We start from the raw sequence: 15,075 nt of genomic DNA on the forward strand, positions 1-15,075 counted from the left end.
GTCTCACGACTCTGTTGCTTAAAAATACTTGCAAATTTAACTTTTTCAATAAGTTATCCATAAAACAAAAAATAAAAACCTAAAGATTTTCATTTTTTTCTATTTTTATAGTATTCTTTTGAACTTAAATCAAACTTAATACTTTCTTAATTTCATCTTAAATTTATAGTTTTATAAAATATCAAATTTACCATTTTTCAAAAACGAATCAATCAATTCAGCAGTTTTAAATTGATAATGAATATCTTTATGTCCATATGGTAATGAGATGAAATCCTTTAATCCATCGAACTTAACAGAATTAATCCTAACTCTACCGTCATTTTCTCCAGTTAAAAATCTACCTAAAAATAGATTTTGTTTGTTTCCTGCTATTGCAGCAATTTCAATACCATGATCATCTTTGAGTTTTAAACTCTTTACATTTTCACTTTGAAGAGACTTTAAAGTTTTTAAAATTTTTGTAGCTATTTTGAGAGTACTACCAGCTATATCAGCAAGTTCACTTCCGTTATTTGGTGTTGCTATTAAAACACATTTTCCTATTTTATCTAAATACTTAGTAGTAGTTAATAAATGTCTTATAATTAATCCTCCTGTGCTATGGCCAACAAGATGTATTTTCTCATCTTCTTTTATATCTTTTATCACTTTAGAAATAATACTTTCCAATATACTAGTAGAGTGTTCAATTTCTTTAAATGTAAGGGGTAGGTCTACTAAGATCCCCTCATATCCTTTCGCTTCTAAATTTTTCTTTAAAACCTTCATATCTTTAGATTTTTTATTATATCCATGAATTAAAATGATTTTTTGTCTCATTTTTACCACCTTTACATTATCCAAATTATTATATATTTTTTATTATATCGTATTATTTATCCCAAGTGCACACGCAACTAAAAATTCAGTTAAAGTAAAAACTCCATCCGAATTAAGTTTCACTTTATGATAATACAATTTTCTGACTTCAATTTATTTTATACTAAAAAAGCACTTAGCTTATTTGCTAAATGCTCTTTATTATTCTTACTCATTTACTTTAATATTTCTTTAACCCTACCTACAATACCACTTTCAAGCATCACTTTAATGCCATGAGGATGTGTAGGTGATTTTGTAAGAATTCTTTGAACAACCCCTTCTGTTAATTTACCAGAACGCTGGTCTTGTTTTTGAACAACTCTTACCTTTATACCAGGTTTTATATCCGCTCTCTTTTCTCCATTCATATCTATCACCTCTTTAATTACAACTTAATATATGGTGATAGTATATCATATAATCTTAGATTCTTACCTTATTCCATGCTTAAAAGTTCTCTTGCTTGCTCTTTTGATATCTTCACATGATAGAATAAATCAAAAAACTTAATAGTTTCTTCTTCTAAATCTACATCAGAGTACTCTTTATAAAGCACGCTTTGTGCCCATTTTATTCCTATTATTCTATTCACAGATGAAGGTCTATCTATCCAGTTAAATGGTTTTTGAGGTATTAAAAATACATTTTTATTTTTAACAGCATCAACTTGTTTCCATACAGGATCATCAAATGAATTTGATTCAGCAAGAATGTATTGAGGATTCCATTTCACTACTTGTTCTAATGAAACTCCTGTTTTTCCATGATTATCTTTGATTTCAAAATCTGCTACATTCTTTGCTCCAACTAAATCTATTAATTGAGCGTGAAGTGAACCTACTGGATCTGTTTGAAGACCTTTTTCTCCCTGAGCATAATAAACAGTAACTTTTTCATCTTCAGGTATACTGTCTGCTATTTTTTTAGCTGATTCAATTGTTTCCTCGCAATAATTAGAAAGTTTACTTGCTTGCTCTTCACATCCCAAAAGCTTACCTACTTTTATATAGTTCTCAGCTGTTTTTTCTAAAGATCCATCAATTAAAACAATTGGAATTCCAGATTGTTTTTGAAATTTTTCTACAGCTGAAATACTTTGTTCATTAATATTACCCATTGATAAAATCAAATCTGGATTTAACTTCATTATTTCTTCAATATTGGCAGAGTTTTTGCCTTGTAAGCTACCTTCATTTGGAAGTTTTTTTAGTTTTTCATTCACAAATTCACTATCGTCAATAGAAAGCCTACTATTCCAAGCTGCAAGTTTATCAACATCAAGGGTATATAAAAATATTGCTCCAAGAGAACTTGTACAATATACTTTTTCAATTTTAGAAGGTATTTCTATCTTTCTATTAGCATCATCTACAAATGTAACAGTTTCTTTTTTTAAGTCTTCAGAAGCTTGTTTTTCTTGACTACTAGCACATGCTACTAGATTAACCATTAATAACATACATATCAAAAATATGTACAATCTTTTCATTTTTTTACCCCCCTCATACTATCTATATTTTAGGAATACAGATTCTATTGTTATCATTCGTTCTATGTATATCCACACTTACGTTGTAAATACTGTTTAAAGATTTATTAGTTATAAGTTGTTGAGGTTTTCCAAATAAAAACCCGTTACTCTTATCTAAAATCATTACTTTATCTGCATATAATAAAGCATGATTCGGATCATGAGTTGAAAAAATTATAATTTTGCCTTCTTCACTCAGTCTTTTCAAAAGATGCATCAATCTTATTTGATTTCCATAATCAAGACTAGAGCTTGGCTCATCCATTATAAGGATTTTAGATTGTTGTGCAAGTGATCGTGCTATTAATACTAATTGTTTTTGACCTCCACTTAACTTCGTATAATCTTCATTTGCAAGATGAAGTATATTAATTTGCTTTAAAGCTTCAAGTGCAACCGCTTTATCTTCTTTAGTAGGTGATGCAAAATTTCCTATATAGGCTGCTCTCCCCATCAATACTACATCTATTACTTCAAAAGAAAAAGGCGGATTATGAGCTTGTGGAACATATGCCATTTTTTTATACGTATCTTTTATTGGAATATCTGATAATTTTTGTGAATCTATGCAAATTTCACCCTTAATAGGTTTTAGTATCCCGAGTATAGTTTTTAAAAAAGTTGTTTTTCCAACTCCATTTGCCCCCAAAAGGCAAATTAACTGATTCGTTTTTATTTCAAAATTCACATTTTCCCAAATAGGTTTATTTTCATATCCAAAACTAAGATTGCAAACTTCAAACATTAACTCCACCCTTTTCTGCCTTTTATTAATAGGTATGCAAAAAATGGTATTCCAAAAAGAGATGTTATTATTCCGAGTGGTATTTCAAAAGCTACCGCAGATCTCGCTATATCATCAACTATCAACAAATAAACTCCACCTATCATTATGCTAAAAGGTATTACAAGTTTATAGTTGCTTCCAACCATTATTCTTACCATATGTGGAACTACTAAGCCGACCCAACCTATCACACCTGCGAAAGATACAACACAAGAACTCAAAAGTGTAGCACATATTATTATGATTCGTCTTAAAAACTTCGTATTTACTCCAAGAGCTATTGCTTCTTCTTCAGGCAAAGCCAATATATTCATTTTCCATCTTAACAATATCAAAGGAATCATTGCCAGCGTTAATATAGATCCAAGAGGAATCAAATCATTCAAGCTGATATTTCCTAATCCACCCATAAGCCAAAATGTTATTGTTGGCAATTTTTCATAAGGATCACAGACGTATTTTATTAATGATACAAGAGCTGAAAACAGACCTTGAACTAGCATTCCCGATAATACCAAGCTTAAACTCGGATCATGTCTAGGAATATTTCGACTCATCATAAGAGTCATAAAAACAGCCAATAACCCAAAACAAAAAGCTGTTAATTGTATATATTGTATTTTAAAAGAAAACAAAATAGCTAGTGCAACTCCAAAACTTGCTCCAGAAGCTGCTCCAAGTATGTTTGGAGACACTAGAGGATTCTTAAATATACCTTGAAAACAAGCACCACTACAAGCAAGTGCCGATCCTATAAGAAATGCAGCCAAAACTCTTGGCAACCTAAGCTGCAAAAATACACTCATAGCCTTAATATCATTATTCAAAATATCATTGATCGATATAGGATATCTTCCTATTCCCAATGAAAAAATAAAACTTACAAATATTATAATAATAGTTATACAAATATGCTTACATTTCATCGCGTTCAAACCTTATTATATGCTTCAATATTTGATTTGGAATATCGTCTCTATTTTCTAAAGTCAATTCCAGAACAAGTACATCATCTCTTGATTTTATGTAGTTTATAAATTCACCATTAAACTTTTTTAAAACTCCAATTACTATGTTAGAACTATCTAGTGAATCTATTACACTCTGCTTGAATTTTAGTGCGTTTTCTTCTAGAAAACCTATCTCATCCATAATTATTATATTTTCACTAGATATAGCTTTTTTAAGGATTTCACATCCATGATTTTCAAATCCTTCAATATTAGCTACTGGTTTTGAATTTGACTTTGAGTAAGCTATCAAACAGTTAAATATAGGGTTTTCAATATCACATATATAAAATTCTTTACTATCTGTCATAAATTTTTTTCCTACTTTAAAACCAGAAACTTGTTTGTCTATTAAACCAATAGTTTTCTTAAGTGCTGTGGTTTTTCCATAACCTCTAGGCGCTGTTATAAATATGTTTTTCATGCCGACTCCTTAGTACTCTATATTTTTAATATCTTTCATATGATTTAAACTTCCATTATTCTTTATTAAAGCTATTTCACTTAAAATTCCAAGCGCTATTTCTTCAGGTTTTTCAGATGCTATATCAATTCCTATAGGTGCATATACTTTTTGAATTTGATCACGTGAAATCCCTTTTTCTATCAAACCTTTTAATATGTGAGATACTTTTCCCTTGCTTCCTATCATTCCTATATATCCAGCATCTGAGTTTATTACGCTTTCAAGTACCAAAGTATCATTCTTATGATTACTTCCAACTATAACAATATAAGTGTTTTTATTTATATTGTATTGTTTTAAAACTTCATCAGCTTTTCCAACTATCAACTCATTCGCATAGCAAAAATGTTCTTTATTTACAAGTTCTTCACGCTCATCTATTACTACAGTATGAAGATTAATCATACTTGAAAGTTTGTGAAGATGTAGAGCTATATGACCTGCTCCTGCTATTATTAATTTGTGACTTGGAACAAAAATCTTAATAAAACCTTTGATCTCACCGCCACATTCTGTATCTAACTCACCTTTATCATCAATCTTATATGTAAACTCTGTGTTCTCGCATTTTTCTATGTACTCTAAAGATTTTTTTATTACTTCATATTCAAGTTTTCCACCACCTATAGTTCCATAAGTAGAGCCATCTTCAAATATAGCCATAAAAGCTCCTTTTCTACCAGGTGTTGAACCACATATACTTGTTAATGTGGTCATAGCCACTTTTTCTCCAAGTTCTATTTTTTCATAAATTTTTTTAAGTATTAATTTTTCCATATCAAAACCAACCTTTTTTATGATTTTATCCGGAAGCTAAAAGTTCTACAACTTCATCTTTTCAAGGCTGCAGTTAAGAACTTAACAGCTTCTGGATTAGCTTAGCTAAAAATTCAAATGGATTAAAAACCTATCTGAATTAAGTTTCGCTTTATAATTCTACCATAAAGCTATCATATTATTGCTAAACATTCAAGTTATTGTAAAATGTTCAAAAATTAAAAATAAATACATCAATTTCCCAATACAAAAAACGTTAAGCCTTTATATCTAAAAAGATATAAAGGCTTAACGTTTTGATTAACTTTATCTAAGTTAAATTCAGATTTACTTATTATTAATTGTAATTACACCAGTTTCATCCATAGATGCATCAACTTTTAAAATATCTGATACAAATTTAAATGGCACATAAGTTGTAGAATCTTTAATTTCTGGAGCTGCTCCTAATGATATTGGAGCCATTTTTGCAAAGAAATACTTATCTTCGCCTGGCTTAACACTTGTGTACTGAGCTCCTTTTTTTATTTCTATTGATCTATTCTCTTCAATCCATTTAACTTCATATCCTAATTTTTCAGAAACAAGTCTTAGTGGTACCATAATAGTTCCATCTTCTTTTTGATACACATTAGTTTTAATTCCTTCATTATTTATAACAAGTACAAAGTGAAATCCTCCTATAGAATCTTGTGGTATCTCTATTTTGAATTCAGGAATTCCTGTAGCTCCAGGAGCTATTTCATATTTATCAAATACTATTACTACATTTCCATTTTCATAGTAAAATTTTTGATTACCTGAAATTCCTTTAAACCCTTCGATTCCATTAAAGTACATATCCTTATCTTGTTCTATTTGCTTTTTGATTTGATCATCTGCTATTTCTTTATATTTTTCTCCAAGTAAATCTTTAAGAGTTAATTCCTCTGCCTTATCTTTATTTGAAATATTATAAAAATCTATTTCAGGGTTTCCAGTTCCACCATTATTAAAAGCTTTGATAACTTCTAAAGAAACTATTGAGTTATCTATTCCCGAATTGTCTTTTAACTCAAATTGTACTGTAACTGTATTAGGTCTTACTTCCCAACCATTTTTCTTACAGTCCTCAGCGAATTCTTTAGATTCTTTTTCTGCTTCATTTATGTATGCCATGGCCTCTTTCATTATATTCTCATTCAAACTCAACTGATATGCCTCGTCTTTTAATCCTTTTAACTGAGGTATTCTAGCATTTACAATTAAGTATTCACTTTCTGTTTTTATTTCTTTAACATCAACTTTAAAAGTTTGAGCACTTATCGGAACAGCTATCGATTCACCTTCCATAAGCATTATTCTTGGTTGTGTAGAATCTATTTTTGAATAATTCACATTTGGATCATACATTGCATGAGAAGCTGTAACCCCTCCTAATAATATACAACTTGCTAATCCCAAAGTAACAATTTTTTTCATTTTCATAATTAAATGCCTCCTAAATTTTAGTTCTATACTTATTAGACGTTTAATTAATATAAAAAGTTTACTATTTTTCAAAAAATCTCACATAAAAAAATTTTTTCATATAAAAAAAATTATAAATGAGTTATTATATATAGTGGGCTGTTAAATATAGGAACTTATTAAATTTAGAAGGGGGTTAATTCATATGTCAAAACAATTAAAAGCAGATCTATCATTATTAATTGTAACATTATCATGGGGAGCATCTTTTATACTTACTAAAAATTCGCTTAACGCACTAGAGACGTACAATTTTCTTGCTATAAGATTCTTCATAGCATTTGCACTTTCTTCTTTACTATTTTACAAAAATATGAAGAGAATTAATAAAGCCACTTTGAAATATGGAACAATTATAGGAATTATCCTATTTAGTGCATTTGCTTTCGAAACAGTAGGTCTTAATTATACTACTGCTTCAAAATCAGCATTTATAACTGGGTTTTCAGTAGTTTTAGTTCCTATGCTATCAGCAGTCTTACTAAAAAAAGCACCTCAAAAGCAGGCAGTTGTAGGAGCTTGTATAGCATTTATAGGCTTGGCTCTATTATCTTTAAATGGGAGCTTAGCAATTAATATAGGAGATTTTTATACGTTAATAGCTTCTTTTGGTTTTGCTTTCCATATTATTTTTATAGATAAATATATAGCTAAAATCGATTCCATAGCTTTAGCTATAATACAAATAGGTGTAGTGGCAATTTTAAGTTTTTTTACATCTCTTGCAATAGAAACTCCTATTATTCCTTCAGGTGAAGTTTTATGGGTTAATATTTTTATTCTAAGTATTGTATGTACTTCAGGAGCTTTTATTATTCAAAATGCAGCTCAAAAATATACAACACCTACTCATACAGCATTAATTTACACAACCGAACCAGTTTTTGCAGCAACGTTTGGTTATTTTATGGCTGGAGAAATTTTAAGCCTAAGAGGATTTTTAGGAGCTATTTTAATATTATTTGGAATGTTAGTAGCTGAAATAGATATCAAATCATTATTCAATAAAAAAGATCCAAAAAATAAAGATTTCAAAAAAGCAGTATAAAAATCGCAGATTATAAAATTATTTACTAAATAATCTTTGGGTTATCAAAAACTACATATAGCTTAAATCTGAACTTACAAAATAAACTGACATTAAAATTTTAGCTAATAATTTAAATATTTTTTGTATAAAATTTGAATTACAGCGTTTGAATATTCGTTAAGAAAGTTCTTTGTTTGACCGATAGGGAGTTTAGAACTTTTAGGATATTCAATAAGATGAAATTCTTAGTTTTATTAAAAATATTTACCTCATTAGCGGTATTTTAGTGTCAGTTTATTTTTGTATTAAACTTATTAAATTTTTTAGTTTCTAAAACTCCATTACCTAAATGAAGATAATTCAAATCTAGCTTTTTTAATAATATCTATATACCCATTCAAAAGATAATACTCTTTAACCAATTTAGAATAGTCAAATTGTATACTGTGATATTTTTTATTAAGCTCATCATATATATTATTAAGTTTTTCTGCTGCAAAACTTAAACCAACTTCTGCCGATCTATTGGCTAATGCTTTTACATCATTAACTATATTTTCATTTAAAGATCCTGCTCCACTTAAAAAAATCCCCTCTAGAAGCTCCTCTATATCTTCAATCAAGTATTTTATGCTATCACAAGAATTTATCTTCATTTTTTTCACTCCATTTTTATTAATCTAGTGTCAAATTTACAATATCACCATTTGAGTTGTACATTGTAATAGGATCAACTACATATTCACTATCAATTCTATATACCTTACCTAGAATCATATTTCCTAACATATCGTCTTTTTCTAATTTTTCTAGTTTTCTTATTACAGATTTAGTATTATGATCAAATCTAACTGTAATAAAAATCTCATTATTATTTTTATCATGAATAGGAATTCTAAAAATTTGATTAATATTATCAAAATCACTTTTTCCCCATGAACTTATTTTAACTAAAACTATATTAAAATTCTCATCTTTTTCAATAAGCTTATATTTAAAACCATCTTTTAATTTCTCAATCATCAATTCCCAATCATCATAGAGCTTGTCTTTAAAATCCATTTTGTTTATATCAGTTTTTCCTATAATATCTCCACTAATTTCACTAGATGATGATATTCTATAATTTCTATTTATCTTACAATTATTAAACTTAATCTTCATCCTACAAACATCTTTCATCAATGCATCTAAATTCCATGGACAACTGCTTCTATACATATAATCTATATCTATCTTTGACCCTTCATAATAATTAGGCTTCATAGATGTAAAAGTCATCCATAATTTTCTTTTCTCATTAAAAAAATAATACGTTATGCCCTCATACCCTGAATCAGATTTCCAAGCTTTTGCTCCCATACCAACTAACTCAATTAAACTGATTTCTGTATAAGAGGTTTTATGCTCACCTATAAGATCCTGACATAAAGCTTTTGAATTGCATTTTAAAATAGTTTGAGCAATAATGTATATTCTAGTCATTAATTTTATAACCGCTCTTTTAGAAAAGGACGCCTGCTTATTAAAGTATTTTATAAGATGACTACTTAGACTTCTCAATAATTTTTCAAGCCTTGGCAAATCAGCACTATGACAAAGTACAGCTGTAGCCTCAATTCTATTAATTATACTTTCTGGAATTTTAGCAAGTCCTAATATAGTTATTTCTTCAATAAGATTTTTTACTTCATCCAAAGCTTCTTTTGAGATTTTTACATCTACAGCTTCATTAATATCATTCATATCTAAAATGTTTTTATATAACTTATAACAAATAATAGCCTCTGCTCTATGTACGCAAAATTCTTTTTTCTTACAAGTACATGTAGATTTATCTATAGATGAATTTTGGGTAAAACGCACTCTGATATTTGAATCCTTAAAATCAACTACTAGAAAATTTTCTTCTTTTATTTCAATATCTCTTCCAAAATTCAATCTAAATATAATATCCTTAAAATTCTTTGAAGACATTTCCTTCTTAATATCTTCAATACTATAGTTTAAAACCCATGAAAAATCTTTAGGTTGCTCATCCTCATTACCTTCAGGAACAATCTCTTGACCAAAAATACTATCAATATTTTGTTTAATATAAAGTATACTTATCAAGACATGCTTACATATACTTCTCGATGAACACCTACATTTATAATTTAATATCTCATCTGTAAGTTCACATGTAGTTTCATCTGATAACTTACAAATAACTTTATTATCCTGAAATTCAACATCAACTTCAATACCCTTATCTATTTCTTTTAATGCTCTTTTGTACAGCCCTTTATTAGCTGCATCAATAAGATAAACTTCATCACAAGAATCTATAAAATTTTTGAATTTTCCTATGAAATTATACTTGCTATCCAATTTGCTAATCCTCCTGGTGTTAATGCAGCAACCTCTGCTCCCATATTTGTAAGAGTTTGAGCTACATTTTTATCATATGATGGTACTGATTCTGAATCTAATGAAGTTAATATTATTAGTTTTGCACCCGTATCCATAATATCTTTAGCTCTTCTATACATAGTACTGATTCTTCCACCTTCATATAGATCAGTAACCATCACAACCATAGTCCTATATGGATTTTGAATCAAGCTGCTACAATACTGTAGTGCCTTAGCTATATTTGTTCCTCCTCCAAGTTGAACACTCATAAGTGTTTGAACTGGATCATCTATATAGCTTGATAAATCAACAACTTCTGTATCAAATATAACTAAATTAGTCTTTAGCATAGGTAGTTTTGCAAAAATACCTGCCATAACAGCACTATGTATAACTGAATCTAACATACTTCCACTCTCATCTACAGCTATAATAACATTCCATTTATTATATGATTTAACTCTTCTATTAAAGTAAACTTGGTTTATTATTAACTGATTTGTATCTATATCAAAATTTTTAAGATTTCTATTGATAGTCTTCTTAAAATCCATATTTCTAATTGACTTAACATAACCTCTGTTACTTCTATCTATTTTCCCCATTATACTCATCTTCACATCATTCTCAAGCTGTTTTGTTATCTCATCAACAACCTTTTTAACTATCTTCCTTGCCGATTCTAAAACCTCACCCTTCATCATATGCTTCATCTGAATAATACTCTTTAAAAGGTCAATATTAGGTTCTAGCTTTTCAAGTACTTCCTTATCATTTAAAAGTTCAACTAACCCATACTTATTAAGAGCATGCTTTTCTAATATTTCAACCGTTTCCTTTGGAAATAACTCTCTTATCTTTGTAATCCATCTAGGAACATTTAAAATAGAGCTTTCTTTCCCACCTTTTCTGACTCCTTGATTTTCCCCATACTCTCTTCCATATAAGAAATCTAAAACATCATCAACTTCTCTATACTTAAATTCACCTTTACCAAAATCAAAACTTTGCTCTGAAAACTTTCCTAATACAAGTCTCCATCTATTCAAAGTCTCCAAATCTTTATCCAATTCTTCACCTCTTTTCTTTATCCGAAAGCTAAAAGTTCTAAAACTCCATTTTCTTAAGACTGGAGCTAAGAACTTAACAGCTTCTGGATTAGTTCAACTAGAAATTCAGTTGGAGTAAAAACTCCATCTAAATTAAGTTTCACTTTATAAAATTCCAAACTGATTAAGTTGCTCTACTGCCATTTCATCCAGCTTTTTAGCTAAAATTATATCTTCTTCACTTACAGGCTCTTTATCTAAAACTTCATAAGAACTCTTATTATATAATTTTCCTACATTATTTCCTATTTCATCAATTTCACTAGGAATAAAGAAACTAAATGCCAATCGCATTTCTGGTATTATTTTTATAAAATCTTCATATTCTATTTCTCTAAGCATATGATCTATTCCGTTTATCAATCCATCACTACACATTATTAAGTCCCTAGCAGTACTGAATATACCCTTTAGATATCTTGCGGATTCAAACAATTTCTCTCCTGAACTATACAAATATGATTTTGATCTTTTTATTCCCTCTTCTATATCTAATTCATTTAATCCAATTAAAATTCCAACCCCTGCACCCTCTAATGCTGTGTTGCAATCTTTTCTATTTATCAATACTCTTAATTGTTCAGTATATATATCATCATTTAAGCTTAAACTGTTATCCATAGAGATATTGTATAGTTCTTTTAGTTTTTGAATCATATAATTTTCATCGTCTTTTGATATATTATATAATTCTGAAATTAGTGAAGCTGACTTTTCATAAACTTTTTTAATAAGAATTTCTATTTTTTCTGTATTTAATATATCCATTAAATATTTTTCTTTATATAAAAAGTGTAGTTTATTACATGCTTGTGTTAGTGAATAAAATTCTCCATCATTTTGAATTATTAATTCCATTTGTAATAATATCTTATCTACAAGATCTTCTAACCCCATAACAGCTGCATTAATCATTAATTCTGATGCCTGTCCACTATGAGATTCTATATCCTTCATTTTCTTTACTATAATTTCACGTACTGCTTCTTTTAAACTTCCTCCATAAACAGAATGCTCGATTAATTTTGTTTCAACACTTGGATCCCATTTGTACTCCCAAGTTTCTCTTATTAAATTTGTATTTCTACCTATAGTAAAATCTGGGCCCTTAGTTCTTATACAAAATTCTGTTTCTAAAAAATTCATCATATGAAATAATTTACTTACTTGTCTATGAGATTTTGTCTTATATATATCAAGAGTCTTGCTTTGTTTACATGAAGTATCTATCTTTATCCTAAGCTGTTTGCACTTATTTCTAAAATCTAAAACTATAGGAGGTATATCTGCAGTACTACTTAGCTCTCCTATTTTATCTCCTGTCATAAGTTTATTTAAAGAATCTATAGGTGCACTATTTGAAACACTTATTTCTCCTTTTATAAATGAACTTCTAACTCCATCTAATAATTCATATGCTCCACACTGCAGTTTATCTCTCAAACTTGCAAGTCCTTTTGCCATATTTAACGCTTCAATCGAATCTGCAGTAGATATTCCTTCACCATTTTCTCTAAGTTCTCTCCCGCACTTAGCTATAAAATCCATAACAGCATCTTCATAAGGTAATTCTTTATTTTCGCATATATTTTCCCATACCTTATTATAAAAAGCTGTATAAGGCATTCCACTTGCATATCCATTCAATTGATCACATTCTTTAAATGAATATGCCATTGCGTAAGCATTAGTATCATCTTTTATTACTCTTTTAATCCTAGTTTTTATATCCTTACCTCTAAGATTAATAAGTCCAAGAGTATGAATTCCTCCAGTAATAACCAAAACTTTATTGTGCTTTTCAGAATATTTTTCTATCTGCATATTCATATATTTTTCTCTAGCTATACATCCATCTTGCTCTAACATCTCCTCACTTAAATCCAACCTTGAAAGATAGCAATAAGCTAAAATATTTTTAATAAATGTTTGTGTACTTATATTTATTCCATCTATTTCATATAATTTTTCCCATAGTTCATTGAAATTTCTACAGTTTTGTTTTTTACAAATTTCTTTTATAAACTTACTTCTATCAAAAATATAATCATCATTATAATTTTTCTTTTCAAATTTTTCTCTAACACCCTCGCCTTTATCACTGTTTATCAATATCTGTTCATATGAAAGATCAATAAATTTAACTAAAATATTCTTTTTACTTGCAGTCTTTAATGCTACAAATTCTGGTGAATAATCTAAAAAAGGATAATAACACATATATTTATCATCCTTTTCTCCTAATAACTCTTTACTATCTGAATATGTATAATAAATACTCAAAGGTGTTTTACTATCTTCATGTACTAATGAAGGTATTAAATGATTTGCATTATTAGGTCCTTCAATCAATATTATCTCTGGCTTATATTCTTCTATAACTTTTTTAAGATGAAAAGAACATGCAGGACTATGATGCCTTACAGGAAAATACACTATGTTTTTTTCTAAATCAAAAGCATCTTCATATAATTTATTTATTTTATCCATTTCTTCGCTGAATAATAATCTTTCCATAGTCCGCCTTCCTTTGTACTTCTTTGTTTTACTACAAGTGTAAAATAGTTTTTTATCTTATTTAAGTCATCTCTGTTTTCTTTCATAACAGCACCTAATATATTTTGAACAACTCTATCCATGCTCATATTACCATCATCATAATAATACGCACTCATTGCACTTTGAAAATATACAGAAACTGCCTCTGCCGTACTCATAACTGCTTCTGGTTTATCTAGCCTATAGCCTTCTACTGTAACACCATTTCTAAGTTCATGAAACGTAGACGCCAAAATTTCAACTGCATCTCTATCTATTTTTATATCGATTCCAGATTGATTTAAAAGTTTTTTAGATTCTTTTTCAATTATTTCAACCTCTAAAGATAAGTCCTTTATTGGAAAAACAGTTTCAAAATTAAATCTTCTTTTTAATGCGCTACTCATTTCATTTACGCCTTTATCCCTAATATTAGCTGTAGCAATAACATTAAATCCAGATTCCGCAAATACAACTCCATCTTCTCCAAGCTCTGGAATATTCAAGACTTTATCACTCAATATACTTATCAAACTATCTTGAACTTCTGAAGGACAACGAGTAATTTCTTCAAGTCTAGTTATTATACCTTTCTCCATTCCTATATATATAGGAGATGGAACCAAAGCCTCTCTGCTTGGTCCCTTGGCTAAAAGCATAGCATAATTCCAGGAATACTTAATCATATCCTCTACAGTACCTGCTGTTCCCTGAATAGTATTAGTACTTGTCCCACATATTGCAGCTGTCAAAAGCTCACTAAGCATTGTTTTTGCTGTTCCTGGTTCTCCAACAAGCATCAATCCTCTATTTCCTGCAAGAGTAACAATACACCTTTCTATTAATGTATCATCTCCATAAAACTTCTTAGTAATATATACTTGTTCTCCATCTATTTCTAAGGGTTCATCACATCCTAATATAAATGTTCTAACTGCTTTTGGTGACAATCTCCAATTAGCTGGTTTAGCTCCTTTATCATATTTTTGGAGTGCCATTAATTCCTTTTTGTATAACACCTCTGCTGGTGGCTTTATTGTTCTAGATTTCATTTTAT

At 28.9% G+C, this 15,075-nt stretch carries 14 protein-coding genes; 1 reads left to right on the forward strand and 13 read right to left on the reverse strand.

Annotated features, from left to right (window positions below; all coding sequences use genetic code 11):
- Positions 1-171: 171 nt before the first annotated feature.
- The 8 genes from P4S50_RS15125 to P4S50_RS15160 form a co-directional block, all read right to left on the reverse strand.
- Positions 172-822, reverse strand: a complete 651-nt coding sequence (locus tag P4S50_RS15125; protein ID WP_277731646.1) for an alpha/beta fold hydrolase — start codon at positions 820-822, stop codon at positions 172-174.
- 215 nt (positions 823-1,037) lie between these two features.
- Entirely contained in the window at positions 1,038-1,232 is a 195-nt protein-coding gene (locus P4S50_RS15130; protein ID WP_277731647.1) for a YwbE family protein, read from the reverse strand.
- 68 nt (positions 1,233-1,300) lie between these two features.
- Complete coding sequence (locus P4S50_RS15135) at positions 1,301-2,353, reverse strand: ABC transporter substrate-binding protein (RefSeq protein ID WP_277731648.1); 1,053 nt, start codon at positions 2,351-2,353, stop codon at positions 1,301-1,303.
- A gap of 22 nt (positions 2,354-2,375) precedes the next feature.
- Positions 2,376-3,140, reverse strand: coding sequence for an ABC transporter ATP-binding protein (locus P4S50_RS15140; RefSeq protein WP_277731649.1), 765 nt, complete (start codon positions 3,138-3,140; stop codon positions 2,376-2,378).
- Entirely contained in the window at positions 3,140-4,108 is a 969-nt protein-coding gene (locus P4S50_RS15145) for a FecCD family ABC transporter permease (RefSeq protein WP_277731650.1), read from the reverse strand. The genes P4S50_RS15140 and P4S50_RS15145 overlap by 1 nt, the downstream gene beginning before the upstream one ends.
- Positions 4,098-4,616, reverse strand: coding sequence for a nucleoside-triphosphatase (locus tag P4S50_RS15150; RefSeq protein WP_277731651.1), 519 nt, complete (start codon positions 4,614-4,616; stop codon positions 4,098-4,100). The genes P4S50_RS15145 and P4S50_RS15150 overlap by 11 nt, the downstream gene beginning before the upstream one ends.
- Before the next feature lie 9 nt (positions 4,617-4,625).
- The gene (locus P4S50_RS15155) at positions 4,626-5,435 is read right to left on the reverse strand and encodes an XdhC family protein (RefSeq protein ID WP_277731652.1); all 810 of its coding nucleotides are present in this window, start codon (positions 5,433-5,435) and stop codon (positions 4,626-4,628) included.
- A 327-nt stretch (positions 5,436-5,762) separates the two neighbouring features.
- Positions 5,763-6,902, reverse strand: a complete 1,140-nt coding sequence (locus tag P4S50_RS15160) for a stalk domain-containing protein (protein ID WP_277731654.1) — start codon at positions 6,900-6,902, stop codon at positions 5,763-5,765.
- A 187-nt stretch (positions 6,903-7,089) separates the two neighbouring features.
- Here P4S50_RS15160 and P4S50_RS15165 point away from each other — a divergent pair, with 187 nt between their 5' ends.
- Positions 7,090-7,992 carry a DMT family transporter gene (locus P4S50_RS15165; RefSeq protein ID WP_277731655.1) on the forward strand — a complete coding sequence of 301 codons (903 nt, stop codon included), beginning with the start codon at positions 7,090-7,092 and terminating at the stop codon, positions 7,990-7,992.
- Between the two features lie 323 nt (positions 7,993-8,315).
- Here P4S50_RS15165 and P4S50_RS15170 read toward each other — a convergent pair whose 3' ends face one another.
- The 5 genes from P4S50_RS15170 to P4S50_RS15190 form a co-directional block, all read right to left on the reverse strand.
- Positions 8,316-8,630 carry a hypothetical protein gene (locus tag P4S50_RS15170; protein WP_277731656.1) on the reverse strand — a complete coding sequence of 105 codons (315 nt, stop codon included), beginning with the start codon at positions 8,628-8,630 and terminating at the stop codon, positions 8,316-8,318.
- 19 nt (positions 8,631-8,649) lie between these two features.
- On the reverse strand, positions 8,650-10,347 hold the full coding sequence (locus tag P4S50_RS15175; RefSeq protein WP_277731657.1) for a hypothetical protein: 1,698 nt from the start codon (positions 10,345-10,347) through the stop codon (positions 8,650-8,652).
- On the reverse strand, positions 10,323-11,441 hold the full coding sequence (locus P4S50_RS15180; protein WP_277731659.1) for a VWA domain-containing protein: 1,119 nt from the start codon (positions 11,439-11,441) through the stop codon (positions 10,323-10,325). Before P4S50_RS15180 ends, P4S50_RS15175 begins: the two co-directional genes overlap by 25 nt.
- A 144-nt stretch (positions 11,442-11,585) precedes the next feature.
- Positions 11,586-13,997 carry a DUF5682 family protein gene (locus P4S50_RS15185; protein ID WP_277731660.1) on the reverse strand — a complete coding sequence of 804 codons (2,412 nt, stop codon included), beginning with the start codon at positions 13,995-13,997 and terminating at the stop codon, positions 11,586-11,588.
- Positions 13,958-15,070 (reverse strand): AAA family ATPase, encoded by a 1,113-nt coding sequence (locus P4S50_RS15190; protein WP_277731661.1) that lies wholly within the window; start codon positions 15,068-15,070, stop codon positions 13,958-13,960. Before P4S50_RS15190 ends, P4S50_RS15185 begins: the two co-directional genes overlap by 40 nt.
- Between the last annotated feature and the right edge of the window lie 5 nt (positions 15,071-15,075).

Source organism: Tepidibacter hydrothermalis (assembly GCF_029542625.1).
GTDB classification, from domain to species: domain Bacteria; phylum Bacillota; class Clostridia; order Peptostreptococcales; family Peptostreptococcaceae; genus Tepidibacter_A; species Tepidibacter_A hydrothermalis.